This window comes from Kitasatospora sp. NPDC023120 (assembly GCF_055560835.1).
This window is the reverse complement of sequence record NZ_JBVHHY010000021.1, coordinates 106,868-131,688: the sequence shown is the minus strand read 5'-3', so window position 1 is coordinate 131,688 and position 24,821 is coordinate 106,868. Positions and strand designations below refer to the sequence as shown.

The following is a 24,821-nucleotide window of genomic DNA, read 5'->3' as shown; positions in this document are numbered from 1 at the left end:
TGCCCGTTCAGCACTGGCCGTCGGCGAGCACGTAATAGCCCGGGCCGGTCCGCTTCAGGGTGTGGGTGACGAAGGTGTTCCAGAGCCCCATGCTCTGGCCCGAGCCGAGTGCGTAGGTCAGGCCGCCGCTCTGGGTGGCGCGCCCGGCCAGGACCTGGTCGTAGTTGCTTGCGGTGAAGCACTGGGAAGTGCCACCGGAGGTGGTCGCCGTGACCACCGCCGATCGGGCGCCCACCACGCCCGCCGCGTCGACCGCGGCCACGGTGTAGCCGTACGTCGTTCCGGCGGTCAGCCCGGTGTCGGTGAACGACGGGCCGGTGGCGCTGCCGACCTGGCTGCCGTCGCGGTGGACGAGGTACGAGGCCGCACCGCTGACGGCCTGCCAGCCGAGGGCGATCGAGCCCGCCCCGGTCGGGGTCGCGGTCAGCCCGACCGGGGCGGGCAGGCCGGGGGAGGTGGGGCCGGTGCCGCCGTCCAGACCCCAGAACTGTGCGGTGTAGTAACCGGAGCAGATCGTGTCGAGGAAGTAGGCGCCGGTGGCCCCGCACTGGTCGGCCCCGGAGCCCGGGTGGACGGCCAGTCCGTGGCCCATCCCGGGTGGAGCGTGGGGGTCGAGTGGTCAGCGGAAGTGGTGCAGGTGCTCGTGGAGGAAGGCCTCCAGCGTGCGCGGTGCGCCGGACGCCACCTTCACCCGCGTCACCGGGAGACCGCGACGGGCGTCCGAGCCGTACAGGGCCCCGGCCTTGGCGACCATCTCGACCACCGACTCCGCCTCGCCGACACCCCGGGCGTCCCTGCTCGCGTCGAACCAGCTGAAGCAGGAGAGGCTGTTGTTGGTGCTGCTGGGCTGCGGGAACACGACCGCGAAGCCGTACTGGTCGGCGAACTTGGTCCAGCCGGAGTTGCGGTAGTAGTCGGTGGCACTCTGCAGGCAGCCGTGCAGTGCGACCACCAGGGGTGCGCCGCCGGGCAGTCCGGCGGGGGTGTAGGTGTACATCGCGAGGTTGCCCGGATTGGGGCCGAAGCCGGTGACCTGCTGGAACGTCCCGCCCGCGGGGGCGGTGGTCGGGGCGGTCGCGGCACTCATGGTCGAGGGGGCGGCCGTGGCCGGGACGGGTGCGGCGGTGGCGACCGTGAGGGCGGCGGCCGTCAACAGTGCGGCGGCGACGGGGCGCAGGGGCATGGGGACTCCTGGGTGGGGGAGGAGCGGGGGCGGATCCCGTGCAGCGTGGCGCGCTGCGCACCCCGAAGCCATGTGGCGGTCACCCGAGGTCCGCCGCCCGGGCATGGCGCGCACCGCCATGGTTCGGCCCACCGTGCTTCGACCCGCCGTGGTCGCCCCGCCCCGCGGCCTGACCGATCCGCGGAGCGGTCCGGTGGAACGGCCGGGCCCCGGCCGCCTCGGCGACCGGGACCCCGCCCCGCCGAACCCGATGGGTCGGTCTGCTCAGAGCGCCGCGAGCACCCCGCAGAGCGCGAGGAATCCGCAGATCCCGAAGTTGACGAGCTTGTGCGAGAGGAACACCGCCGCGAACTCGCGGATGGTCGCGCTCGGCCAGTAGTACCGGGCGGTGGGCGAGCCGAGGACGTGCCCGTTGACACCGGTCTTGCGGGCGAGGAGCGCCGCCCGGAAGGCGTGGAAGTTGTTGGTGACCACGACGCAGCGGTAGTCGGGCTTGGCCTGCTCCATGATGGCCTTGCTGAAGAGCAGGTTCTCCTCGGTGGTGCGCGAGCGGTCCTCCCGTTCGATGTGCTCGGCCGGGAAGCCGCGTTCGACCAGGTAGTCGGCCATCGCGTGGGACTCGGGCAGCTTCTCGTCCGGACCCTGGCCGCCCGAGGTGATCAGCACCGGCGGGTTGCCGCGCGCGGCCTGCTTCTCGTGCGCCTCGCGGCCCCGGTTCAGCCGGCTGGCCAGCAGCGGCGGGACGCGCTCGCCGCCGATCAGTCCGGAGCCGAGCACGACCACGAAGTCCACGTTCCGGCGCGGCCGGTGGCGGCTGTGCAGGAAGGCGTAGCCGACGAAGCAGACGAACAGGAAGGAGACGTAGAGGACCACCAGCACGGCGGTGCCCGCCAGGATGGCCAGCTGCCGGGAGCCGGTGACGAGGGCGGCGCCCAGCAGCGCGATGACGGCGACGATGCCCAGCCCGGCGAGCAGTGACAGCAGGTTCGCGGGCCGGGTGCCCTCCTTGCGGATCATGGTGATGCCGTTGGAGATCAGGAACCAGACCAGGGCCACCGTGCCGACGGCCGGGAGCAGGACGATCGCCGCCGCCACGAGCTCCACCACCAGGGTGGGCGCCTTGCGGAGCTCGGCGAGCAGGGCGAGGGAGAGGAAGGAGACGGCGATGCCGAGGAGGACGGCATTGCTGAACTGACGGCGGTCGCGCAGTACCCCGACTCCGAACAACAGGAAGAACAGGGCGGCTGGGGCATAGGCGATCATGAGTCGTATCGTATGGGTTCATTGGAATGGCGCACTTGTGACGAACGACAGCCGCCCGCCCGCGCGGAGCCCGCCCGCCCTCGCGGAGCCCGGGTGGTCAGGCGAAGCGCTCGATCGCGGCCAGGACGGCGTCCCGCATCCGGGGGCTCCCGGTGTGCCCGGACTCGTCGATGACGGTCAGCCGGGAGTCCGGCCACGCCTCGGCCAGTTGCCAGGCGGTGTAGAGCGGCCCGCCGAGGTCCAGCCGCCCGTGGATCAGCTCGCCCGGGATCCCGGCCAGCCGCCCGGCGTCGCGCAGCAGTTGGCCGTCCTCGAGGAAGACGTTGTGCGAGAAGTAGTGCGCGGTGATCCGGGTGAAGGCCATCAGGGCGTCGGAGGGACGGTCGGTGTAGGCGTTCGGCTTGCCCAGTGACTCGTGCGAGATGACCGCATCCTCCCAGGTGGCCCAGGCGTTGGCGGCGGCCCGCCGGACGGTCTCGTCAGCGCTGTTGAGCAGCCTGCTGTAGGCGGCGACCAGGTTGCCGTCCCGGTCGGCGGCCGGCAGGAAGTCCCGGAACTCCTGCCAGGGGCCCGGCAGGAAGCGGCCGACGCCCCGGTAGAGCCAGTCGGTTTCCTCGGGGCGGGTCATGGTGACGCCGCAGATCACGATCGCGGAGACCCGCTCGGGGTGGGCCTGGGCGTACGCGAGGATCAGCGTGGAGCCCCACGAGCCGCCGTACAGCAGCCACTTGTCGATGCCGAGGTGCTCGCGCAGCCGTTCCATGTCGGCGATCAGGTGCCCGGTGGTGTTGTACTCCAGCCCGGTCGACGCGTCCGCGGCGTGCGGCTCGCTCCGCCCGCACCCGCGCTGGTCGAACTGGACGAGATGGTAGCGCTTCGGGTCGAAGTACCGCCGGGCGCCCGGACTGTGGCCGGACCCAGGCCCGCCGTGCACCACCACGGCCGGCGTGCCCGCCGGGTCGCCGGAGGCGTTCCAGTACATCCGCTGCCCGTCGCCGACGTCCAACAAGCCCTGCGCGAACGGCTCGTAGAGCGGGTACAGCTCGGTCACGGGTGGCTCCTCCGTGGTCGTACGAACAGATCCTGGCGAGCCTACCCCGCCGCCGGTGAGGGCGTGGTGAGCGGATCAGAGGGCCTGGTGAGCGGGTCAGCGGCGGTCCGGCGGGAGCAGGGCGGCGAGGCCGTCGAGGATGCGCTCGACGCAGAACTCGAAGCGGACGTCGAGGTCGGGTTCGGTGAGGTCGCCGGCCAGCTCGACCAGGTTGGGGAAGGTCTCGACGGGCAGGGCGCGGAAGCGGTCGCGGACCGCGGTGACCACGTCGAGCCGGCTGGCGCCGTCGGCCTCGGCGGCTGACATCGGTGACTGTTCCTGCAGGACGAAGCCCTGGACGAAGGAGCTCAGCAGGTAGGTGGTCAGGGCGGCGTGGGTATCGGAGAAACCGGCCTCCCGCAGGCGGTCCAGCTGGTCCTCCAGCAGTCCGAACAGGTGCGGTCCCGGGGCGAGGCGACCGGCGACGACTTTCGCGGCGTCGCGGTTGTCGTGCAGGAGTCGGCGGTAGCGCCAGCAGTAGCCGCGGAGCTGCACACGCCAGCCGCCCTCGCGAGGCGGCGGCTCGGCCGACGCCATGATCGCGTCGTTGAGCAGGTCGAGCAGTTCCTCCTTGTTGCGGACGTGCCAGTACAGCGAGGCCGCTTTGACGCCGACTTCGGCGGCGACCTTGCGCATCGAGAGTCCGGCGAGGCCGTCCCGTTCCAGCACCCGCAGCGCTGCCTGGGCGAGGGCCTCCCTGGTCACGGCGGGCGTCGGAGCGGGTGTTCCGGTGTCGTCCCCCGGCGGGGTCGTGTCGTTCTCCGGCATGGCGGTGCGGATGCCTCCAGCGTGTCGTCGGCGGGCGTCGTGAGCGGGCGCGTCGTGAGCGGGCGTCGTGAGCGGGCGCCGTGCGTGGATCCCGTCGGTGGATCTTGTTCGCGGCGCCGTGGGATACCCGCTTGCAATCTAACACCGTTAGGGGCACTCTGTGGCTACCGAACCAATCCCTAACAGTGTTAGGTGTCATTCTCGGGAGGGATCCATGGACGGGTCGAGCGCCCGCCGCCAACGGCTCGCACTGCTCACGCTCTGCGTCACCATGTTCATGTCCATGCTGGACAACGTCATCGTCAACAACGCCCTGCCCCGCATCGGGCAGGATCTGGACGCCGGGATCAGCGGCCTGCAGTGGGTCGCCGAGGGCTACAGCCTGGTCTACGCCGCCCTCGTGCTCACCGGCGGCGCGCTCGGCGACCGTCTCGGCCGCACCCGGGTGTTCCGGCTCGGGCTCGCCCTGTTCACGGTGGGCTCCGCCGTCGCCGCCCTCGCCGGGACGCTCGGCGTCCTGGTCGGCGCCCGGATGCTCCAGGGCGTCGGGGCCGCGCTGCTCACCCCCGGAAGCCTCGCCCTGCTGCGGCACGTCTTCACCGACGAACGCGAGCGGACCAAGGCGATCGCCACCTGGTCCGGGGTGTCCGCGCTCGGCCTCTCGGTCGGCCCGGTGGTCGGCGGCCCGATGGTCGAACACCTCGGCTGGGCCAGCGTGTTCTGGATCAACGTGCCGATCGGCGCCGCCGGGCTGCTGCTCGCCGTGCGCGTCCTCCCGGACATCCCGCCGCGCCCGCGCCGGATCGACCTCGGCGGCCTCGCCCTGTCTGCCACCGGGCTCGCGCTGCTGGTCCACACGCTGATCGAGGGCCCGTCCCGGGGGTGGACCGAGGCCCGGGTGCTCGGCGGCGGCGCTGCGGCCGTCGTCCTGCTGCTCGCCTTCCTGGTGCTCGAACTGCGCCTCGCCGAGCCGATGCTGGAGCTGCGGCTGTTCCGCGACGGGGCGTTGGGCGGTGCGCTGCTCAGCGGCTTCATGGTCAGCTTCGGGATGTTCGGTGCGCTGTTCTTCCTGCCGCTGATGATGCAGGGCACCCTCGGGTGGTCCCCGGCTGCCGCGGGCTACGCCGGGCTGCCGATGACCGCGATGCTGGTGGTCGCGGCGCCGCTGTCCGGCCGACTGACCGCCCGGTACGGTCCGCGGCCGCCGCTGGTGCTCGGCCTCGCGCTGTGCGCGGCGGGCCTCGGCGGGCTGGCGCTGTACGGGGACCACGCCCGCTACCCCGAGTACCTGTGGACGCTGTTCGCGATGGGCCTCGGGATGGGGCTGACCTTCACCCCGGTGTCGATCGCGGTGATGATGCGGGTGCCCCCGGAGCAGACCGGGATGGCCTCGGCGACCGTCAACACACTGCGCGAGCTCGGCGGTGTCCTCGGGATCGCCGTGCTGGGCGCCGTCCTGACCAACCGGCTGACCGACTCCCTGACGGACGCCCTGCACCGGCTCGGCGTCCCACCGGAGGCGGTCGGCCCGATCGCGGAGGCGCCCACCGGCGGGCTGCGCGGCGGTGGCGGAGCGGCGGCAGCGGCCCTGCCCGGTCCGGTCCGGGACGCGGTGGACGGTGCGTTCATCGACGGCATCCACCTCGCCGTGCTCTGCGGCGCGGCGGCGCTCGCCGTCACGGCCGTCCTGGTCGCCGTCCTGCTCGGCCGGGCCCGACCCGTCGCCCCGGCCGGTGCCGACGGCTCGCGGCAGCCGCAGTCGCACCCGAAGGAGCCGCACCCGGCGGAGCCGCACCCGACGGAGTCGGCCGAGGCCCACCGAGCCTGACCGGCCGTCGTCGCCGTGGCCTCCGGTCAGCGGGTGCCCTCGATCGCCGCCTGCGCGGCGCGGGCCAGTTCGCGCCGCGCGCCCGCCCGGGTGGGCTGCGCGGCGGGCGGCGGGATCGGCGGCAGGAACGTCACGTCGGCGACCAGCCCGCGTGCCGCGACCACCCGGGCGAGCGAGGTGAGCAGCCCGTCGTCCCCGATGAAGGCGGGGGCGCTGGTCGGCCGCCCGTCCGCCAGCCGGTAGCGGATCGTCACCGGCTGGACGAAGGCGCCCGCCTCCACCGCGGCCTGGAACAGCGCGGGGCGGAACCGCCCGCTCTCCCGCCCGCACCAGGTCGAGCCCTCCGGGAAGACGATCACCGGGTGCCCGGAGCGCAGCTCCTCGGCCACCGCCGCCACGGTGTCCGGCAGCGACCGCAGCCGGTCGCGGTCCAGGAAGACGGTGCCGCCCCAGGCGACCAGCCGACCGAGCACCGGCCACTGCCGGACCTCGGTCTTGGCCAGCGACCGGCCCGGCCGTCCGGCCGCGAGCAGTGGGATGTCCAGCCACGAGACGTGGTTGGCCACCACGAGCACCCCGCCGCCCGTACCGACGGTCCCGCCGCCGGGCCCGGTGAGGTGGACGGTCACCCCGAGGGTGCGCAGCAGTACGCGTGCCCAGAGCCGGATCAGCCGGTCCCGGCCGCCGTACGGGAGCAGCCGGACCGGCAGGCTGAGCACGACGCCGGCCACGACCGCCGCCAGGCAGGCCGTCAGCCGCAGGACCCGGCGGGGGTGGGAGACCTCCGGCGCCGGTTCGGCCAGGCAGGTCTCGGGCCGGCAGGTCGCCGTGGGCAGCCAGACGCTCATGACGCGGCGGACGCGGCGGACGCGGCGGCCGGGGAGGCCGGTGCGGACGCGGTGCCGAGGCCGGGCAGCCCGGCGAGGAAGTGCCGGAGGTAGCGCGGGTCGGTGCGCTCCAGCGACAGCAGCACGTACAGGTCGGCGCAGCCGAAGTCCGGGTCGTACGCGGGCTCGCCGCAGACCCAGGCACCGAGCCGTAGGTAGCCGCGGAGCAGGGCCGGCAGCGCGCCGCGCTCGGCGCGCGGTACGCCGGTGGCGTCCCAGCGGCGGTGCGGGGCGACCCGGTACTCGGCGGGGGCCAGGTACTTGGCGCTGACGGTGTCCCAGACCCGGGCCGCGGTCGCGCCGCCGTCCTCGAGGCCGATGGAGCAGCAGCCGCCCACCCACGTGTTGCCGGTGTCGGCGAGGTAGCGGGCGATGCCGCCCCACATCAGGTTGATGACGGCGCCGTTGCCCCGGTGGTCCGGGTGGATGCAGGAGCGCCCGAGTTCGACCAGGCCGGGGCGGACGGGCACGAGGGCGGACAGGTCGAACTCGCCCTCGGAGTACAGCCGTCCGGCCCGGCGGGCCGCCTCGGGGCGCAGCAGCCGGTAGGTGCCGATGACGGTGCCGTGCTCGCCCTCGCGGACCAGGAGGTGGTCGCAGTACTTGTCGAAGGGGTCGACGTCCAGGCCCGCGACCGGGCTGTGCAGGACGGCACCGAGCTCGGCGGCGAACACCTGGTGGCGCAGCCGCTGGGCGGCGCGCACGTCGTCCTCGTCACGGGCGAGGGAAACGGTGTAGGCGGGGGCCGGGACGGATGCGGGCGCGGGGGCGGGGGCCGGCGCGGGGACGGAGGCCGGCGCGGGGCGGTGGCGAGGGGCGGGGACCGCCGGGGCGTCATGGGTGGGGGCGACTGCGGACGGAGCGTACGTGGGGAAGGTGGTCATGGCGGACCCTCCAGGGCAGCACGAGCGGCGGTGCCGTGGATCGCCAGGGCACCGTCCCGGTCCGCAGGTGGTCGGGCATGGACGCGAACCGGTCCCGGTACTTCTCTCCGAGTCGGTTGGCATCCACGTTGCGGCACGGCGGAGCGCAGATGTGCACCTGTTGAATGGGACCACCCGTGGCCTGCCGGTCATCTCCCGGGCACCCGGCGCTCGTTCGCAGGGGGTGGACAACAGGGGCGTACGACTGCACCGTACGCCCCCGTTGTGCCGTCCACCCGGGCGGCCCACCCGGAACCGGTTCGCGCCCGAGCCTGGCTCGCGCGCGGGCGTGGCTCACGGCCGGACCCGGCTCAGGTCCGCCACCCGGCTCAGGTCCGCACCCGGTTCGCGCCCCGGGCCGGGCTCAGATGGCGCGCCAGCCCTCCGGGTCCACGCCGCCGGGGACGGCTTCGGCCGGGCCGTACGGTTCGCGGGTGTAGACGAAGGAGCCCACGTCCAGGTGGCTGACCGTGCCCTCCGGGGTGCGGACCACCCGCAGGGTCTCGCCCGCGTAGTAGTTGTCCAGTCCGGTCCAGGTGCCGTCCGGCTCGGGACGGAAGCGCGAGCCCCGGCCGCCGCCGGCGAGCGGGGCGAGCTCCAGCACCCGGTCGGCCCGCAGCCGCAGGGCGTTCGGGGCGGCGCCCCAGTACCAGGGGCCGGTGAGCTCCAGCAGCTCCTCGTCCACCTCGGGCAGCGGGCGCCAGGGTTCGGGCAACCGGGGCTCGTGCTCGGCGGTGATCGCGATCAGAGCGGCGGCCAGCTGCGGGGCGTTGGCGCCGCTGGTGGCGTTGGAGAGGGCGAACGCGGCCAGGCCGTCGGCCTCGCTGATCCACAGGCCGGCGGTGAAGCCGGGCATCGAGCCGGTGTGCCCGTACAGCAACCGGTCCTCGTGGCGGCGCAGTTGCAGGCCGAGGCCGTACGCGGTGGTCCAGCCGGGGTCGTCCGGGGCGACGGCGGGGCGGCGCATCTCGGCGACGGTCTCGGCGGAGAGCACCTTGTCGTCGCCGGCGGCGAGGAAGGCGGCCCAGCGGGCCAGGTCGGCGCCGGTGGACCAGAGTTGGCCGGCCGGGCCCATCAGGCCGGTGTCGGTGAGCGGTTCGGGCTGCAGGACGTCGGCCCAGGGGTGCACGGCGAAGCCGCCGGCGTGCGGGTGCTCGGGCAGCAGCGTGGTGCGGTCCATGCCGAGCGGTGCCAGCACCTCGCGGCGCAGCGCCTCGCCCCAGGGCTCGCCGCGCAGCTTCTCCACCAGCGCGCCGAGCAGCGCGTAGCCGGGGTTGGAGTAGTGGTGGAGCCGTCCGGCCGGGTGCTTGAGCGGGCGCTCGGTCTCCAGGATGTCGTCGAGGCCGGGCCGCAGCGCGCCGTCGGTCCGCTCCCACCACGGGCCGGGGGTCTCGGCGGCGAGCCCCGAGGAGTGCGAGAGCAGCTGGGCGATCGTCGCGGCGTCGGCCGGGGTGCCGGGCAGGTGGCGGGAGAGCGGGTCGGCGAGGTCGAGCAGGCCCTCGTCGCGCAGCCGCAGCACCAGCACGGCGACGAAGGTCTTGGTGAGCGAGCCGATCCGGTACTGGACGTCCGGGGTCGGGGCGTGCCCGTCGATCATGCTGCGGGCGCCGCTCCACACCAGCCGCCCGCCCCGCACCACGCCGGCGAGCATCGAGGGCGTGCGCCCCCCGGACTGGGCGACGGCGAGCCGGTGCAGCAGGGCGCGGCGGGTGGTCGGCAGCAGTTCGTCGGGCAGATCGGTCATGTGGGCTTCTGAACTCATCGACATGTGGACGGACAGTAGCCCAGTCCGGCCCCGGACCCGAACGAATGACCCCACCCGCCCCGACGGGTACTCAGTCCGGCAGCGGCGGCAGCTCCGGCCGCTCCAGCCAGGACTCGAACAGCGGGCCGAGCGGGGCGGAGGTGTACCGGGAGGCGTGCGCCCGCAGGTCGGCGGTGTCGACCACGCCGTGCCGGTTGAGGCCCGTCCAGTCCCGCAGCATCGCGAAGAACGCGTCGTCGCCGAGCGCCCGCCGCAGCGCGTGCACCACGAGCCCGCCGCGCTGGTACAGCCGGTCGTCGAACATCAGCTTCCGGCCCGGGTCGCCGAGCGTCAGGTCCTGCGGCAGCCCGGACAGCAGCCCGTGCGCGGCGCGGGCGCGGGTGGCCGCGGCCGGGCCGCCGGCGTGCTCGGACCAGAGCCACTCCGCGTACTTGGCGAAGCCCTCGTTGAGCCAGATGTGCCGCCAGTTCGCGATGGTGACGCTGTTGCCGAACCACTGGTGGGCCAGCTCGTGCGCGATCAGCCGCTCGCGATCCCAGCCGCCGCCGAGGTGGTTGGTGCCGAAGGTGGCGACGCCCTGCGCCTCCACCGGGACGTCCAGCTCCTCGTCGGCGAGGACGACCGCGTACTCGCCGAACGGGTACGGCCCGAAGACCTCGCCGAAGTACGCCGCCATCTCCGGCTGCCGGGCGAAGTCCCGGGCGAACCCGGTGGCCAGCCGCTCCGGCACGTACCCCGTCTGCGGCACGGCCGGCCGGGCGGCCAGCGGCACCGCCCGGTAGTGCCCGACCGAGACCGTCACCAGGTAGGTCGGGGTGGGCGCGCTCTGCTCGTACACCCAGGTGGTGCTGGACGCCCGGGTGGTGCGGGTCAGCAGCCGGCCGCTCGCCACCACGGTGAACGGGGACGGCGTGGTGACCGCGATCTGGTACGTCGCCTTGTCCGCGGGCCGGTCGTTGCACGGAAACCAGGACGGCGCACCGATCGGCTGGCTGGCCACCAGAGCGCCCTCGGTCAGCTCCTCCCAGCCCAGGCCGCCCCAGGGGCTGCGCACCGGGCGCGGGTTGCCGGTGTAGTGCACCTCGACGGTGAACGCCGCGCCCGCCGCGAGCGGCTTCGCCGGGCGGATGCGGAGCTTGCCGGCGCGGTGGGTGTAGCGGGCGGCCCGGCCGTCGACCAGCACCCGTCCGATCCGGAACTCGGCCAGGTCGAGCGCGAACTCGGCCAGCGCCGCATCCGCGACCGCGCTGAGGCGGGCCGAGCCGGCCAGTCGGTTGGGCCCGGGCCGGTAGTCCAGCGTCAGCTCGTAGCGGTGCACCCGGTAGCGGTGGTCGCCGCTGTTCGGGAAGTACGGGTCCGGGGCGCCGGCGGCCGCGGGGGCGTGCTTGGACTTCACGGGGGCGTGCGCTTCCTGCGGGCCGGGACGGGTGGTCGTGGGGTGCTCATGAGCGCGGCTCATGTGCGGCTCGTGAGCGTCGCTCATGTGGGCCATGAGAGTTGCTCATGCGATCGGTCGTGGTGAGTGCGGCTCATGGCGTCATGAGAGGAGCTCATGACGTGGTCTGCCACGCCTCGATGGGGTTGCCCAGCCACCGCGTGTCGGCGGGGACGGACTCGGCGCGCATCACCAGCGAGGCCGGGCCCAGCGTGCTGCGCGCGCCCACCGTGCTGCCGGGCAGCACGATGCCGCCCGGGCCCAGGGTGGCGCCCTCGCGGAGGACCACAGTATCCATCCGCATGATCCGGTCGTGGAAGAGGTGCGTCTGCACCACGCAGCCCCGGTTGACGCTGACCCCGTCGCCGAGCGTGACCAGGTCCGCCTCCGGCAGCCAGTAGCTCTCGCACCAGACGCCGTGCCCGACGTGCGCGCCGAGCGCCCGCAGCCACAGGTTCAGCACCGGCGTGCCCGGCACCGCGCCGACCAGCCAGGGCACCGCCAGCATCTCCACGAAGGTGTCCGCCAGCTCGTTGCGCCACACGAAGCCGCTCCACAGCGGGTGCTCCACCGCCCGGAACCGCCCGACCAGCAGCCACTTCGCCGCCACCGCCACCAGGGCGGCGACCGTGCCGGCCCCCAGCAGCACCAGGCCCGACAGCAGCGCGGCGGTCAGCGGCGAGCCCGCGGCCAGCCAGGACATCGCGGCCACCGTCAGTAGACCCAGCGCCCCCGAGGCCAGCACCGGCACCACCCGAGCCAGCTCGACCAGCCCGCGCGCCCAGAGCAGCCGGGCCGGCGGCTCGTAGGTCAGGCTCTGGTCGGCCTGGTCCGCGGAGCGCGGCAGCCGCACCGGCGGCATGCCCAGGTACGAGCCGCCCTTCTTCGCCTTCGCCGGAGTCGCCGACAGCACGCCCACCAAGCCGCGCTTGGGGACCGACCGGCCAGGCGCGGTCATCCCCGAGTTCCCCAGGAACGCCCGATCGCCGACCTTCGCCTCGCCGAGCCGCACCCAGCCGCCGCCCAGCTCGTACGGCGCCATCAGGGTGTCGTCGGCCAGGAACGCGCCGTCCCCGACCGAGGTCAGGCTGGGCAGCGCCAGCACCGTCGACACCTCGGCGCCCCGGCCCACCCGCATCCCGAGCGCCCGCAGCCACAGCGGCGTGACCAGCCCGGCGTAGAGCGGGAACAGCACCTCCCGGGCCCGGTCCATCAGCTGGGTCACCGTCCACGCCTGCCAGGCGACCCGGCCGTGCAGCGGGTGCACCCCGGGTGCCAGTCCGATGCTCAGCAGCCGCACCAGCGCCAGCAGCTGCGCCGCGTACACCGCGCCGTACGCGAGGGTCGCCGGCAGCAGGCCGAGCAGCGCTCCGCCGAGCGCCGGGCCCAGGGGGTCGCCCTGGTGGACGAAGCGGGAGAGCACGGCGAGCCCGGCGAGGGCGGGCAGCGCCGGGAGCAGGCCGAGGACGGCACCGCTGGCGCCGTACAACGCGGCCCAGCGGGCCCGGCGCGCCGGACGCTCCTTGGGCCAGGTGCGCTCGGCGCGGCCCAGCTTGGCGGCGGGCGCGCCGCCCCAGCGCTGGCCGGTCGGCACCTGACCGGTGACGCTGGAGCCGGCCACCACCTGGGCGCGCTTGCCGACCCGGGCGCCGGGCAGCAGCGTCGAGCGGGTGCCGACCACGGCGCCGGAGCCGACCTTGACCTGGCCGATCAGCAGCCGGTCGCCGTCCAGCCAGTAGCCGCACAGGTCCACCTCGGCCTCGACCGCGCAGCCGCGGCCCAGCTTCAGCATCCCGGTGACCGGCGGCAGCGAGTGCAGGTCCACGTCGGATGCGACCTTGCAGCCCAGCGCGCGGGCGTAGCGCACCAGCCAGGCGCCGGACAGCGCGGTCGCGCCGCTCAGCTCGGCGAGCCGCTCGGCGGCCCAGAGCCGCAGGTGCACGGCACCGCCGCGCGGGTGGCTGCCGGGGCGCAGGCCGCGCAGCAGCAGCCGTGCACCGCCCGCCGAGACGGCCAGCCGGCCCGCCGGCGTGTACAGCGCCAGCGCACCCGCGCCGACCCACCACCAGGAGGCGGTGGGCGCCCACGGGTAGTCCCCGAGGTGCGTGAGCAGGGTGCCGGCGGCCAGCAGGGCGACCGTCCAGCGCAGGCCGACCACGGTGAAGAGCGGGATCAGCAGGAGCAGCTGCAGCAGTTTGGCCCTGGTCGGGACCAGGGTGACGGTGCGGGCCTCGGCGGTGTCGGCGGCGGTGCCCTCCAGGTGCCGGGCGAGCTTGCGCAGCGTCGGGTTCTGGTAGATGTCCAGCACGGCCGCGCTCGGGTAGCGGGTGCGCAGCAGGGTGGTCAGCCGGGCGGCGGCCAGGCTGCCGCCGCCGATCGCGAAGAAGTCGTCGCGCGGGCCGCTGACCTTGATGCCGAGGATCTCGGTCCACTGCTCGGCCAGCCAGGCCTCGGTGCCGTACAGCTGCTCGCTCGGACCGGCGGCCTCCAGCTCGGGCAGCGGCCAGGGCAGGGCGTTGCGGTCGACCTTGCCGGAGGTCCGGGTGGGCAGGGACTCGACGGTCGCGAGCAGCGGGACGAGGGCGGCGGGCAGCTCGGCGCGCAGCCGCTCGACGGCCCGCTCGCGGTCGAAGCCGTCCTGGACCACCAGGTAGCCGACCAGCAGCTGGTTGCCGCCGCGCGCGGTCCGGACGGCGGCGGCCGCGCCCGCCACGCCGGGCAGGGCCTGCAGCGCCGCGTCCACCTCGCCGAGCTCGATCCGGCGGCCGCCCAGCTTGATCTGCTCGTCGGTGCGGCCCAGGAACAGCAGGCCGGCCGGGTCGGCCTGGACCAGGTCGCCGCTGCGGTAGGCGCGCTCCCAGCCGAGCGAGGGCAGCGGTGCGTACTTCTCGGCGTCCTTCTCCGGGTCGAGGTAGCGGGCCAGGCCGACCCCGCCGATCACCAGCTGCCCGGTGCCGCCGGGGGCGACCGGCTCGCCGGCCTCGTCCACGACGGTGAGGTCCCAGCCGTCCAGCGGCAGGCCGATCCGCACCGGGCCCTCGCCGGTCAGCAGCGCGGCGCAGGCGACGACGGTGGCTTCGGTGGGGCCGTAGGTGTTCCACACCTCGCGGCCTTCGGTGACCAGGCGCTGCACCAGCTCGGGCGGGCAGGCCTCGCCGCCGAAGATCAGCAGCCGCACCTCGTTGAGCGCCTCGGCCGGCCACAGCGCGGCCAGCGTGGGGACGGTGGAGACCACGGTGATCTCCTGCTCGGCCAGCCACGGGCCGAGGTCGGCGCCGCTGCGCACCTGGGAGCGGGGGACCGGCACCAGGCAGGCGCCGTGCCGCCAGGCCAGCCACATCTCCTCGCAGGAGGCGTCGAAGGCGACCGACAGGCCGGCCATCACCCGGTCGCCCGGGCCGATCGGCTCGTCCTGGAGGAAGAGCGCGGCCTCGGCGTCCACGAAGGCGGCGGCGTTGCGGTGGGTGACGGCGACGCCCTTGGGCTTGCCGGTGGAGCCGGAGGTGAAGATGATCCAGGCGTCGTCGGCGGGGGCCGGCGCGCGCCCCGTGGTCGTGGTCGGGGCGAGCAGGCGCTCCGCCGTCGGGGTCAGGGCGCGCCCGGCGCCGAGCACGGCGGCGACCCCGGCCTCGCCGAAGACCAGCTCGGCGCGCTCGTCCGGGTCCTCCGCGTCCACCGGGACGTAGGCGGCTCCGGCGGCGAGCACGGCGAGGATCGAGACGTACAGGTCGTTGGTGCCGGAGGGCACGCGCACACCCACCCGGTCGCCCGCGCCGATTCCGGCGGCGGCCAGTCGGCGGCGCAGCTGCTCGACCTCGGCGGCCAGCGCGCGGTAGCTGAGCACGGCCCTGCCGTCGTCCAGGGCCGGCTCGTCGGGGTGGGCGCGCACGGTGGCGGCCAGGACGTCCACCAGGGTGCGCGGCGCGGCGGCCGGGCGGCCCGGGAACAGGGCGTGCGGCGGCGCGGCGACCTGGGGCCGGCTCGGTTCGTTCGGCTGGCTCGGTTCAGCTGTCATGGCGGCCCGTGCGCTCCTCGTCCTCGCCCCGTTCCGATCATGCCCGGCCCTTGGGGGCGGTGGGAGCACTCGCCGGACCGGGTGACCCCACTCCGGGGCCGGAGCGGACAACCCGACCGATGGTAGCTCCGGATTTCCGGTGGCGTAGGAGGGCGTCCCCGCCCCAACTCGCCCGAGAGTGACCGAATCTGATGAAATGTCAGTCAACAACTAGGGCTTTCCTGAATCGATGTGACGGAAGGTCAGTCGAATTGACGGTTCGTCAGATCGGATTTTGGATCGTGATCCACACCACAGCGAATGCTGCTCCCTTCGAGTGGCGGGCCCGGCGTTTCGGCCGTTTCCAGGACTCTTTCGGCCCAGCTGCCCCGGTCGGTCCGGGCCCGCCACGGGGTCGGAGGGGGTGGAGCGTGGGGGTCGAGCGGTCAGCGGAAGTGGTGCAGGTGCTCGTGGAGGAAGGCCTCCAGCGTGCGCGGTGCGCGCCCGGTGACGCGGGTGAAGGTGGCGTCCGGCGCCTCCGGGCGGACCGCCGCGAGCTGCTGGATCTCCACCACGTGGGCGGCGAGCCAGTCGGGCATCCCGGCGCGCTCGACCAGATGGGCGTGCAGCTCGGCCGGGGAGAGGTCGAGGTAGCGGACCGTACGGCCGAGCAAGCCGCCCAGCAGTGCGGTGAGCTCCGGATGGCTGTAGGCCCGCCCACCGGTGAGCGGGTAGGCGCCGCCCGCCAGCTCCGGGCGGGTGAGGACATCGGCGGCGAGGTCGCCGATGTCCCGGACGTCCACGTAGTTGCAGCGCGCCTGCCCCATCGCGCCGTGCACCACTCCGGCGGCGGCGATGCCGGGCGCCAGGAGCAGCAGCTTCTGCATGAACGCGTACGGGCGCAGCACGGTGGTGGCGACGCCGGAGGACCGCAGGCGTTCCTCGACCAGGTGGTGGCCGCGGGAGACCGCGACGGGGGAGTCCGGCTCGGCGGCGGGGGCGGACACCTTGACGATGTGCCGGATCCCGCAGTCGAGGGCGGCGTCGACCGCGTTCAGCTCGTGCCGGACCTGGTCCGGGCTGTTGGCCATGGTGAGGAAGAGCTGGTGCGCGCCGCGGAAGGCCGCGCGGAGGGATTCCGGGTCGGCGGCGTCGGCGTCGAACGGCTCGGTCCGGGCGAGGGTCCGCTCGTCCAGTCCGGCGGCCAGGCGGGCGGGGTCGCGGCTGAGCGCGCGGCTCGGGACGCCGAGGGCGGAGAGGCTGCGCAGGGTGGCGCCGCCCGTGGCGCCAGCGGCGCCCATGATGACGATCATGATGTCTGCCTTTCGGGTCGGGGTTCGGCTCCGACGGGGAGCGGGTGGTGCGGTTCGGGGGTGCGGCGGCTGCCGCGCCAGCGCCAGGTGGTGATGGTGGCGGCGATGGCGGAGGAGACCGGCAGATCGAGGGGTAGTCGCTTCGGCCATGGGCTGGCGGTGAGCGCCGGGACGTGCGGGAGCAAGCGCGCGGCGGCAAGGCCGAGGGCCAGGCCGAGCCCGGCGGAGATCAGGCCGAGAGCGGCGGCCGCGAGCGCGCGAGGGGTCCGCACCGGCCTGGTGCGGACCGGGCGGCGGCGCAGGACGGAGCCGAGCACGGCGGCCACCAGGGCGGAGGTGCCGCCGATGGTGGTGAGCGCGGCGACCACCAGCTGCCGCTGCCCGCTGACGGCACCGCCGAGGCCGGCCGTCGCGGCCGGCATGAGGTAGGCGACCAGGACCTCGCGCCACAGGACGAACGGCGGGGGAGCACCGGGGGCCTTCTTGCTCATGGGTTGTCCTCCCAAATCGAGCTCTGCGGATCGGATGGGTTCTGATTAGGCGCCTAAGTATTTGTGCTTAGGTGCCTAACTATTGGGGCTGAGGGAAGGCGGGCCGCTCGGCGGCCCGCCTGGGGTGCGGGTGTGGGGGGTCAGTCCGCGGTCAGCGCGCCGATGCCCGCGACCACCCGGCCCAGCAGGTCGAGGAAGGTGGCGCGCTCCTCGACGGAGAGGTCGCCGACCAGTGCCTGCATCCGGGTGAAGTGCTCGGGTGCGAGGTCGCGCAGCTTGTCGGCGCCGCGCGCGGTGAGGATCACCACATTGCCGCGCCCGTCCTCGGTGGACGGTCGGCGGGCCACCAGGCCCTCCCGTTCCAGGCCGTCCACCAGGCCGGTCACGGTCGCCCGGGAGACGCCGAGGCCGGCCGCGAGCTGGGACGGCGACTTCTCACCGCCGTGGTCCTCCAGGTCGGCCAGCAGGCGGTAGCGGCCGGTGGACAGTCCGAAGCGACCGAAGTGCACCTCGCCGGCCTGCCCGATCCTGGCCCCCGCCGCCATCAGCCGGGCCGCCACCAGGACCGCCTGCGGATCGGCCGTGAGGCCGTAGCGGGCGATCTGGCGGCGGGCCTGGTCGAGGCTGGGTGCGCCCGGGTCGGGCTCGGGGTGCTGCGTCACGAGAAGTAATATGGCGCCTAATCAGATTCCCCGTCAAGTCCGGGCGATGGCTCCCTCATGGTGAGCCTGGGGGCTCCACGTCGGTGCCGTGAACGGGCGGTCAACGCGCGCTCACCCGATGGGCCGCCGGGCGTGGTTGCGGCGCGGCGGCGGGCGCGGTGTCCGTCCGGACCAGCCAGGCGGCGAACGCGGTGACGAAGAGAGCCTCCACGATCAGCCAGAGCGGTCCGTACGGGAGTTCCCAGCCGTCCTCGTAGTAGCCGGGGAGACCGACGGTGCGGGAGAGCAGGAACCCGACGATCATGGCGATGCTGGTCGCCGACCCGACCGACCAGGCGGCCGTCCGCTGGCGGCGGGCGGCCAGAGCGACGGCCACACCCAGCATCACGACGCCCCCGACCAGGAAGAAGACACCGATGTAGAACTGTTCCTCGAGGTGCGAGGGAACCAGGATCAGGTGGATCACGGCGTTGGCCACGGCGCAGGCCGCCGCGACGGCCAGCAGCGAAGTTCGAAACGTACGAGGATTCATGACGGTTCCAGGGGGTACCGCGGCGGCGTCCCCCGACCGCCGCTCGTCTCTGTCGCCCGCGAACACATGCGCCCTGGTGTACGGGCGCTGCGGGCTGACCGTTCAGCCTCCGGGCCCCGGTCCGGCGGGCCCGGCGTACGGTGAAGGCATGGCCGGTCGCGCGGCGGGGAATTCGCCGCGCACGGGAGAGAATCGAGAATGCCATGCAGGGCGATCCGGAGGTCGTTGAGTTCCTCAACGAGCAGCTGACCGCGGAGCTGACGGCGATCAACCAGTACTTCCTGCACGCGAAGATGCAGGAGAGCTACGGCTGGCCGAAGCTCGCCGCCCACACCCGGCACGAGTCCTTCGACGAGATGAGACACGCCGAGACGCTCACCGACCGGATCCTGCTCCTGGAAGGCCTGCCGAACTACCAGCGACTCTTCCACGTCCGGATCGGGCAGAGCGTCAAGGAGATGTTCGAGGCCGACCGGCAGGTCGAGGTCGAGGCGATCGACCGGCTCCGGCGGGGGATCGTGACGATGCGGACCAAGGGCGACGTGACCTCGGCGAACATCTTCGAGGAGATCCTCGCCGACGAGGAGCAGCACATCGACTACCTCGACACCCAGCTGCAACTGCTGGAGAAGCTCGGCGAACCGCTCTACCTGGCACAGCTGGTCGAGCAGCCCCAGTCGTAGCGGCGGACAGCCGCGCGGGGCGGGTACCCGAGGGGTACGTACCCGAGGGGCGCGTACGTGTCGCTCAGAGCCCGGCGTCGCCGACGACGGCGTCGCCGGCGAAACCGTGGCCGGGGCGAGCAACCGGTCGGCCCCGGCCGGGCCGTCGGGCTCCCCCACGGTGGTGGGGTCGGGCTGCCGCAGCGCGTTGGAGGGTCAGGCCATGCGGGGCGCGATCCGGGGTGGCTTCCAGTCGGCGTGCTTGAGGACGGTCCGGACCATCACGCCGGGCGGGGTCAGCCGGATTGCGGTGTTGCGCAGGCCGACCGCCAGCGGGTTCGCGAGCTGCTGGCCCATTCGGCCGGCCCGGCGGGCGTCGCGGGCGACGGTCTGGCTGCGCGGGCGGCGGACCGCGTCGTAGCGGGCGAGCGCGTCCTCGACCGTGTGCTCCTCGGCGAGCGCCGCCGCCAGGGTGACCGCGTCTTCGAGGGCCTGGCAGGCGCCTTGTCCGAGGTGGGGCGTCATGGCGTGCGCGGCGTCGCCGAGCAGGGCGATCCGGCCCGCGACGTAGGTGGGCAGCGGGGTGACCAGCTCGTTCACGTCGTGGTGCAGCACCGCCTCCGGGCGGGTCGCGGCGAGCAGCGAGGGGATCGGCTCGTGCCAGCGCGCGAAGCGGCGGCGGACCTCCGTCAGCGGGTCGCGGTAGCGGACTCCGGCCGGCGCGTTGAGGACGGCGTGCCACTCGGCCGTGCCGTCCGGGAAGGCGATGTGACCGAACTCGGCGCCGTGGCCCCAGGTGAGCTCGAAGTCGGTCTTCAGCCCGTCGACCGGGCGCTCGGTGATCGCCCGCAGCACCGTCGAACCGCTGTACACCGGCCCGGGGTGGGCAGGGAGGACGCGGCGCCGGATGCGGCTGTTGATCCCGTCGGCGGCGACCACGAGGTCGGCGTCCAGGGTCGTGTTCCCGTGGCCGACCCGGACCCGGGAGGGGTGCGTGGTGTCGACCTCGGTCACCTCGGCGCCGATCACCAGGGACTCGGCGGGCAGGGCCTCGCGCAGGATCCGGTGCAGGGTCGCGCGGGGTATGCCCACGATCGGCGCGCCCAGCTCCCGCTCCAGCGCCTGACCGTCCATCACCGCGAGCCGACGACCGTCCGGCGTCCGGGTGCCGCCGGTGTACTGGCGGCGCGAAGCCGCCTCGACCGCCTCGCCGACGCCCAGGGAGGCCAGTGCGCGCATCCCGTTGGCGGCCAGCGAGATGCCGGCCCCCGCGTCGTCCAGGACGGATGCCCGCTCGACCACGGTCACCTCCCACCCCGCCAGGCGGAGCCCGATCGCGGCCGCCAGCCCGCCGATCCCGCCCCCGACCACCACCGCGCTGCTGCTGCCCATGCCCGGTCCTCCCGTGTCGCCACAGTGTCTTCTACAGCTGTAGAAGGAGCGTACTACGGGCTTGTGCCGGCCCGGAGGGGGCGGGGGACGGCCGGCACGGGGCGGGGCCGAACCGCTGCTGCCGGTGAGGGGTGCTGGGCCGGATGCCGGTAGAAAGGGGGGATGCAGCGGGATCAGGAGCAGGGGCGGGCGGATCGGCGGACGGTGCTGGCGGACGCGGCGATCGGGGTACTGGCGGACCTGGGGGTGCGCGGGCTGACCCACCGGGCGGTGGACGCGGCGGCAGGGCTTCCGACGGGAACCACCTCGGCCTACCTGCGGACGCGGCAGGCGCTGCTCACCGCGTTGGTCCGGCGGCTCGTGGAGCTGGACCAGGCGGAGCTGCAGGTCATGGGGGAGCGGGTGTCCGTCCGCTCGGTGGAGGAACTGGTCGACGGTGTCCTCGAGTTGATGCGGCACCGGCTGACCGGTGAGGGGCGGCGGCGCTCGCTCGCCCGGTACGCCTGCGCGGTGGAGAGCGTGCGCGATCCCGAGCTGCGGGAGATCCTCGTGCCGCGGGAGAACGCGGGGCGCGCCGCCGTCCGCGCCTTCCTCGCTGGGCGGGGCGTGCCGGACCCGGACGGGCGGACCGACACGCTGCTCGCCTGCATCGACGGTCTGGTCTTCGACCGCCTGGTGGGCGGGGGTGAGCCCGCGGCCGAGGAGATCGAAGGGCTGGTGGCGGCCGCCCTGCGCGGGGCCACGGGGTCCTAGCCGGTCACGACCGCCCCTCCTCGGTCCGGTCCGGCTCTGCGGCGTAGCCGGTCGTGCCGCAGGCGCGCGATGAACCGTCAGGTCAATCGACCGTCAGGGTTTCAGGTCAATCAACCGTCAAGTTGGTTCATTCACAGAATATTGTGGCGAGTACGGCAATGGTGCGCGGACAATTTCCGCTGCTCCGAGGTCTTCACACGGAGATCTCCGGCTGACAGTCTGGGGCAGCCCTTTTCAGTACGGAGGAGGTTCCTTGTCCCGCATATCCACGTTGGCCGGAGCGGTCACCTGCGCGCTTGCCCTTGTCACCGGTAGCGCCGTCGCCGCGTCGGCGGCGCCGATCGACCAGGCCCCCGGCCTGGCCGAGGCGAAGGTCGACCCCGTTGCCTGGACCCCGTGCAACCCCGACCCGAGCAAGCCGGACCCCGGCATCTACGACTGCGCCGTCTACCCCGTGCCGCTGGACTACGACAACCCGTCGGGCGAAAAGGTCGGCATCGCCATGATGCGGCGGCGCGCGAGCGACCCGTCGAAGCGGATCGGCTCGCTGTTCCTCAACCCGGGCGGCCCGGGCGGCAGCGGCTACCTGTGGGCGACCACCAGCCGTTTCGGCCCCGAGGTGCAGTCCAAGTTCGACCTGGTCGGCTTCGACCCCCGCGGCGTGGCCCGGAGCAACCCGCTCAAGTGCTTCAAGACCCAGGAGGACGCCGACGCGGTCAACAACCGCATGGTCGGCGTGCCGGTCACCAAGACCGAGGTCAACGAGACGCTGGACGCGGACCAGGACTACACCGACGCCTGCAGCAAGAACGCGGGCCCGCTGATCGAGCACATGTCGACCATCAACGTGGTGCGCGACCTCGACCGGATGCGCCGCGCCGTCGGTGACGCCCAGCTCACCTTCGCCGGCTTCTCCTACGGCACCCTGATCGGTTCGACGTACGCCAACATGTACCCGAACAAGGTTCGGGCGATCATCATCGACGGCAACGTCGACCCGAACCTGCGCCTGCACAACGGCCTGGAGTACGACCGCCAGCGCGCGGGCGGCTTCGAGCTGGCCCTGGACGAGTTCCTGAAGCGCTGCCAGACCGCCGGCGCCCCGCGCTGCGCCTTCGGCGAGGGCGACACCCGGGCCAAGTTCGACGAGCTCCGCGACCACCTGCGGACCAGCCCGATCACGCTGCCGAACGGCTCCAAGGTGACGCTGAGCAGCTTCACCAGCGAGGTCGCCAGCGCCCTGTACTCGCAGGCCAAGCTGGCCCCGCTGGCCAAGTCGCTGCAGGCCAGCTACCAGGTGCTGCACAAGCCGGGCGCCGCCACCCTGCTGGCCCCGAAGGCGAACGTCGCGGAGGAGGAGGCCAACCTCCTCACGGTGGACGTCCCGCGTGCGCTGCGGGAGGCCCCGGCGGACTCCGAGTACACCGCCGACGACTCCTACCTGGGCGTCAACTGCCAGGACAAGCCGTACCCGTCGAACGACCGGGTGTTCGCCAACGTGGCCAAGGCCTGGGAGCAGGAGTCCCCGACCTTCGGCCGCTACCAGGCCTTCGACGCGCCCGCGTGCGCGAGCTGGCCGGCCCCGGCCCGGGACGCCGAGCGCTTCTCCGGCCCGTGGAACAAGAAGACCTCCAACACCGTGATGGTCATCGGCAACCTCTACGACCCGGCGACCCAGTACAAGTTCGCCCAGCGGATGCAGCAGGAGCTGGGCAACGCCGTGCTGGTCAGCGTCGACTCGATCGAGCACTGCGCCGTCGGCCGCAGCACGGCCCTGAACGGTCTGGTCACCCGCTACCTGGTGGACGGCACCGCGCCGCAGCCGGGCCAGCTGCTGAAGCCGGACAAGGAGATCTTCCCGGCGGTCTGACGGCCCGGCCCTCGGGCTGCCGACGGACGACGGGACGACGGTTGTGGTGGTCGGCGGTGCTGCCGGCCACCACAGCCGTGTCTTCCGGCGAGCTCCCGAATCGCCCGGTACGTGCGGCGCGCATGGCACGTACGACTCATGCGCCGCATACGGCAGAAGATCGTCATCGAACCTCCGGTGGAGCGGATTTCGTCCGGTCGTCGGTGACCGTAGCCGATGCCACTGACAACGGGGTTCGGCGAAGCGGCGGGCGAAAGTGTCGGGACGGATTCTCGAAAATGACGTACTGTCACACTTTTTATTAATTGTTTCCCCGAATCGAATTCCCGTGTTAGCGTGCGGCCCGCCGGCTTCTCTCGCATCGAGAAAGTGGGGACGGGCATGCAGAGCGGATTCTCCCGGCGGGGATTCCTGGGCGGTGCCGGTGCGGCGGGCGCCGGGATCACCGTCGGTTCCATGAGCGCGGCGGCGGCCGAGGGCGCTCCGCGGGAGCTGCCGAAGGGGCGGTCGATCCTACCCGGGGACCTTCGCTACCGGACGCTCAGCCAGGGCTTCAACCAGCGGTGGGGCAGCAGCCCCGCCTACATCCGCCTGGTGGGCAACCAGGCCGACGCGGTCGCCGAGTTGAACCGGGCACTGGACCGCGGACTGCGGCCCACGGTCCGCGGTGGCGGGCACTGCTACGAGGGCTTCGTCGACAACGACCGGGGCGTCATACTCGACCTCAGCACGATGCGAGGCGTCGCCGCCTCGACGGACAAGTTCGGCCGGCCCACCTACTGCGTCGAGGGCGGCGCGACCAACTGGGACGTCTACACCACGCTGTTCCGGGAGCACGGCGTCACCCTGCCCGCCGGGTCCTGCTACTCGGTCGGCGCGGGCGGGCACATCTGCGGCGGCGGGTTCGGGCTGCTGTCCCGGCGGCACGGGCTCACCGTCGACCACCTCGTCCAGGTCGACGTGGTCACCGTCCGCGGCGGCACCGCCGTGGTGACGCAGGCGCACCGTGAGGACGCGAAGGGCTCGCCCGAGCAGGACCTCTTCTGGGCCCACACCGGCGGCGGTGGCGGGAACTTCGGGGTGGTGCTGCGCTACCACTTCGCGCCGGACGCGCCCCAGCCGCCGCCCCGGGTCTGGCTCAGCAGCGTGGCCTGGCCGTGGGACGAACTGCTCGAGCGGCCTGCCGACTTCGAGGCCCTGGTGCGCAACTTCGGCGCCTTCATGGCGGAGCACAGCGGGCCGCAGGAGTCGGTGTACCAGGGGCTGTTCGCCATCCTGAAACTCACCCACCACTCCAACGGGAACGTCGTCCTGGTCAGCCAGTGGGACGGCGACGACCCGGCGCCGCTGGACGCCTTCGTGGCGGCCGTCGAGCAGGGGATGGCCACCCGCTCGGTGGTCCAGACCCGCGCCGCAGGCGGGCTGTTCCTGCCCTACCCGGAGAAGCGGCGGCAACTCCCGTGGTTCCAGGCGACCATGACGCTCAACCCCTCGGGCGACAACCAGCGCGGCAAGTACAAGTCGGCGTACCACCGGGAGCCGTTCGGCCAGGCCCAGATCGCCACCTTCTGGGACTGGCTGACACGGGACGTCGAAGGGGTGAACCTCTCGAAGGCGCTGGTCCAGATCGACTCCTACGGCTGCCGGATCAACACCCGACGGCCCGAGGAGACCGCCGTCCCGCAGCGCGACTCGATCATGAAGCTGCAGTACCAGACCTACTGGACCGATCCGGCGGAGGACGCCGCCCACCTGACCTACCTGCGCGGTCTCTACCGCGACGTCTACCGGGAGACCGGAGGCGTCCCGGAGATCGACACCGCGACCGACGGCGCCTACGTCAACTACCCGGACATCGACCTGGGAACGGCCGACCAGTCCGACCCGGCCTACCCGCGCCTCTACTACAAGGGCAACTACGCGCGGCTGCAGCGGGCCAAGGCGTACTGGGACGGGGAGGAGGTGTTCCACCACGCGCAGTCCATCGTCCCGGCCAGGGCCTGACCACCT

General features: G+C 73.5%; 20 protein-coding genes. 5 read left to right on the top strand and 15 right to left on the bottom strand.

The genetic code is table 11. From position 1 onward, the window contains the following. Window positions 1-7: 7 nt before the first annotated feature. The 5 genes from ACZ3TI_RS28690 to ACZ3TI_RS28670 form a co-directional block, all read right to left on the bottom strand. The gene (locus ACZ3TI_RS28690; protein WP_465731144.1) at window positions 8-592 is read right to left on the bottom strand and encodes a hypothetical protein; all 585 of its coding nucleotides are present in this window, start codon (window positions 590-592) and stop codon (window positions 8-10) included. Between the two features lie 27 nt (window positions 593-619). Continuing rightward, complete coding sequence (locus ACZ3TI_RS28685) at window positions 620-1,183, bottom strand: CE1 family esterase (RefSeq protein WP_465731142.1); 564 nt, start codon at window positions 1,181-1,183, stop codon at window positions 620-622. A 264-nt stretch (window positions 1,184-1,447) separates the two neighbouring features. Further along, window positions 1,448-2,446 (bottom strand): YdcF family protein, encoded by a 999-nt coding sequence (locus ACZ3TI_RS28680; protein ID WP_465731140.1) that lies wholly within the window; start codon window positions 2,444-2,446, stop codon window positions 1,448-1,450. 97 nt (window positions 2,447-2,543) lie between these two features. Next, window positions 2,544-3,497 (bottom strand): prolyl aminopeptidase, encoded by a 954-nt coding sequence (gene pip / locus ACZ3TI_RS28675; protein ID WP_465731138.1) that lies wholly within the window; start codon window positions 3,495-3,497, stop codon window positions 2,544-2,546. 96 nt (window positions 3,498-3,593) lie between these two features. After that, window positions 3,594-4,304 (bottom strand): TetR/AcrR family transcriptional regulator C-terminal domain-containing protein, encoded by a 711-nt coding sequence (locus ACZ3TI_RS28670; protein ID WP_465731136.1) that lies wholly within the window; start codon window positions 4,302-4,304, stop codon window positions 3,594-3,596. 214 nt (window positions 4,305-4,518) lie between these two features. Here ACZ3TI_RS28670 and ACZ3TI_RS28665 point away from each other — a divergent pair, with 214 nt between their 5' ends. Then, window positions 4,519-6,132 carry an MFS transporter gene (locus ACZ3TI_RS28665; RefSeq protein ID WP_465731134.1) on the top strand — a complete coding sequence of 538 codons (1,614 nt, stop codon included), beginning with the start codon at window positions 4,519-4,521 and terminating at the stop codon, window positions 6,130-6,132. Between the two features lie 26 nt (window positions 6,133-6,158). On the opposite strand, the gene ACZ3TI_RS28660 is transcribed toward ACZ3TI_RS28665, so the two are convergent. From ACZ3TI_RS28660 to ACZ3TI_RS28620, 9 genes are all read right to left on the bottom strand, one after another. Beyond that, window positions 6,159-6,980 carry a lysophospholipid acyltransferase family protein gene (locus tag ACZ3TI_RS28660; RefSeq protein ID WP_465731132.1) on the bottom strand — a complete coding sequence of 274 codons (822 nt, stop codon included), beginning with the start codon at window positions 6,978-6,980 and terminating at the stop codon, window positions 6,159-6,161. Further along, a complete protein-coding gene (locus tag ACZ3TI_RS28655) occupies window positions 6,977-7,903 on the bottom strand; it encodes a GNAT family N-acetyltransferase (protein WP_465731130.1) in 927 nt (308 codons plus the stop codon). The genes ACZ3TI_RS28660 and ACZ3TI_RS28655 overlap by 4 nt, the downstream gene beginning before the upstream one ends. A gap of 403 nt (window positions 7,904-8,306) precedes the next feature. After that, window positions 8,307-9,686 carry a serine hydrolase domain-containing protein gene (locus tag ACZ3TI_RS28650; protein ID WP_465731128.1) on the bottom strand — a complete coding sequence of 460 codons (1,380 nt, stop codon included), beginning with the start codon at window positions 9,684-9,686 and terminating at the stop codon, window positions 8,307-8,309. A 91-nt stretch (window positions 9,687-9,777) separates the two neighbouring features. Then, a complete protein-coding gene (locus ACZ3TI_RS28645; protein WP_465731126.1) occupies window positions 9,778-11,190 on the bottom strand; it encodes a M1 family metallopeptidase in 1,413 nt (470 codons plus the stop codon). Window positions 11,191-11,257: 67 nt separating this feature from the next. Further along, window positions 11,258-15,157: a Pls/PosA family non-ribosomal peptide synthetase gene (locus ACZ3TI_RS28640; protein ID WP_465731124.1), complete on the bottom strand. Its 3,900-nt coding sequence runs from the start codon at window positions 15,155-15,157 to the stop codon at window positions 11,258-11,260. Window positions 15,158-15,582: 425 nt separating this feature from the next. Then, the gene (locus ACZ3TI_RS28635) at window positions 15,583-16,449 is read right to left on the bottom strand and encodes an NmrA family NAD(P)-binding protein (RefSeq protein WP_465731122.1); all 867 of its coding nucleotides are present in this window, start codon (window positions 16,447-16,449) and stop codon (window positions 15,583-15,585) included. Then, entirely contained in the window at window positions 16,446-16,940 is a 495-nt protein-coding gene (locus tag ACZ3TI_RS28630; RefSeq protein WP_465731120.1) for a hypothetical protein, read from the bottom strand. Before ACZ3TI_RS28630 ends, ACZ3TI_RS28635 begins: the two co-directional genes overlap by 4 nt. Before the next feature lie 140 nt (window positions 16,941-17,080). Continuing rightward, entirely contained in the window at window positions 17,081-17,602 is a 522-nt protein-coding gene (locus tag ACZ3TI_RS28625; RefSeq protein WP_465731118.1) for a MarR family winged helix-turn-helix transcriptional regulator, read from the bottom strand. 100 nt (window positions 17,603-17,702) lie between these two features. Then, window positions 17,703-18,134 (bottom strand): hypothetical protein, encoded by a 432-nt coding sequence (locus ACZ3TI_RS28620; protein WP_465731116.1) that lies wholly within the window; start codon window positions 18,132-18,134, stop codon window positions 17,703-17,705. A gap of 203 nt (window positions 18,135-18,337) precedes the next feature. Between ACZ3TI_RS28620 and bfr the strand changes: the two genes are divergently transcribed. Continuing rightward, window positions 18,338-18,817 carry a bacterioferritin gene (gene bfr, locus ACZ3TI_RS28615; RefSeq protein WP_465731114.1) on the top strand — a complete coding sequence of 160 codons (480 nt, stop codon included), beginning with the start codon at window positions 18,338-18,340 and terminating at the stop codon, window positions 18,815-18,817. Between the two features lie 195 nt (window positions 18,818-19,012). Here the strand turns inward: bfr and ACZ3TI_RS28610 are convergent, their stop codons facing one another. Next, complete coding sequence (locus tag ACZ3TI_RS28610; RefSeq protein WP_465731112.1) at window positions 19,013-20,188, bottom strand: FAD-dependent monooxygenase; 1,176 nt, start codon at window positions 20,186-20,188, stop codon at window positions 19,013-19,015. A 162-nt stretch (window positions 20,189-20,350) separates the two neighbouring features. Here ACZ3TI_RS28610 and ACZ3TI_RS28605 point away from each other — a divergent pair, with 162 nt between their 5' ends. The 3 genes from ACZ3TI_RS28605 (at window position 20,351) to ACZ3TI_RS28595 (ending at window position 24,815) form a co-directional block, all read left to right on the top strand. After that, a complete protein-coding gene (locus ACZ3TI_RS28605; RefSeq protein WP_465731110.1) occupies window positions 20,351-20,941 on the top strand; it encodes a TetR/AcrR family transcriptional regulator in 591 nt (196 codons plus the stop codon). A gap of 253 nt (window positions 20,942-21,194) precedes the next feature. Next, the gene (locus ACZ3TI_RS28600) at window positions 21,195-22,811 is read left to right on the top strand and encodes an alpha/beta hydrolase (protein ID WP_465731108.1); all 1,617 of its coding nucleotides are present in this window, start codon (window positions 21,195-21,197) and stop codon (window positions 22,809-22,811) included. A 456-nt stretch (window positions 22,812-23,267) separates the two neighbouring features. Further along, complete coding sequence (locus tag ACZ3TI_RS28595) at window positions 23,268-24,815, top strand: FAD-binding oxidoreductase (protein WP_465731106.1); 1,548 nt, start codon at window positions 23,268-23,270, stop codon at window positions 24,813-24,815. The last annotated feature ends 6 nt before the right edge of the window (window positions 24,816-24,821 follow it).

Bases quoted from the DNA above. Each gene is read 5' to 3' on its own strand.
- ACZ3TI_RS28690 (WP_465731144.1), bottom strand. From the start codon at position 592: ATGGGCCACGGACTGGCCGTCCACCCGGGCTCCGGGGCCGACCAGTGC.
- ACZ3TI_RS28685 (WP_465731142.1), bottom strand. From the start codon at position 1,183: ATGCCCCTGCGCCCCGTCGCCGCCGCACTGTTGACGGCCGCCGCCCTC.
- ACZ3TI_RS28680 (WP_465731140.1), bottom strand. From the start codon at position 2,446: ATGATCGCCTATGCCCCAGCCGCCCTGTTCTTCCTGTTGTTCGGAGTC.
- ACZ3TI_RS28670 (WP_465731136.1), bottom strand. From the start codon at position 4,304: ATGCCGGAGAACGACACGACCCCGCCGGGGGACGACACCGGAACACCC.
- ACZ3TI_RS28665 (WP_465731134.1), top strand. From the start codon at position 4,519: ATGGACGGGTCGAGCGCCCGCCGCCAACGGCTCGCACTGCTCACGCTC.
- ACZ3TI_RS28660 (WP_465731132.1), bottom strand. From the start codon at position 6,980: ATGAGCGTCTGGCTGCCCACGGCGACCTGCCGGCCCGAGACCTGCCTG.
- ACZ3TI_RS28655 (WP_465731130.1), bottom strand. From the start codon at position 7,903: ATGACCACCTTCCCCACGTACGCTCCGTCCGCAGTCGCCCCCACCCAT.
- ACZ3TI_RS28650 (WP_465731128.1), bottom strand. From the start codon at position 9,686: ATGACCGATCTGCCCGACGAACTGCTGCCGACCACCCGCCGCGCCCTG.
- ACZ3TI_RS28645 (WP_465731126.1), bottom strand. From the start codon at position 11,190: ATGAGCGACGCTCACGAGCCGCACATGAGCCGCGCTCATGAGCACCCC.
- ACZ3TI_RS28640 (WP_465731124.1), bottom strand. From the start codon at position 15,157: ATGACAGCTGAACCGAGCCAGCCGAACGAACCGAGCCGGCCCCAGGTC.
- ACZ3TI_RS28635 (WP_465731122.1), bottom strand. From the start codon at position 16,449: ATGATCGTCATCATGGGCGCCGCTGGCGCCACGGGCGGCGCCACCCTG.
- ACZ3TI_RS28630 (WP_465731120.1), bottom strand. From the start codon at position 16,940: ATGAGCAAGAAGGCCCCCGGTGCTCCCCCGCCGTTCGTCCTGTGGCGC.
- ACZ3TI_RS28620 (WP_465731116.1), bottom strand. From the start codon at position 18,134: ATGAATCCTCGTACGTTTCGAACTTCGCTGCTGGCCGTCGCGGCGGCC.
- bfr (WP_465731114.1), top strand. From the start codon at position 18,338: ATGCAGGGCGATCCGGAGGTCGTTGAGTTCCTCAACGAGCAGCTGACC.
- ACZ3TI_RS28610 (WP_465731112.1), bottom strand. From the start codon at position 20,188: ATGGGCAGCAGCAGCGCGGTGGTGGTCGGGGGCGGGATCGGCGGGCTG.
- ACZ3TI_RS28605 (WP_465731110.1), top strand. From the start codon at position 20,351: ATGCAGCGGGATCAGGAGCAGGGGCGGGCGGATCGGCGGACGGTGCTG.
- ACZ3TI_RS28595 (WP_465731106.1), top strand. From the start codon at position 23,268: ATGAGCGCGGCGGCGGCCGAGGGCGCTCCGCGGGAGCTGCCGAAGGGG.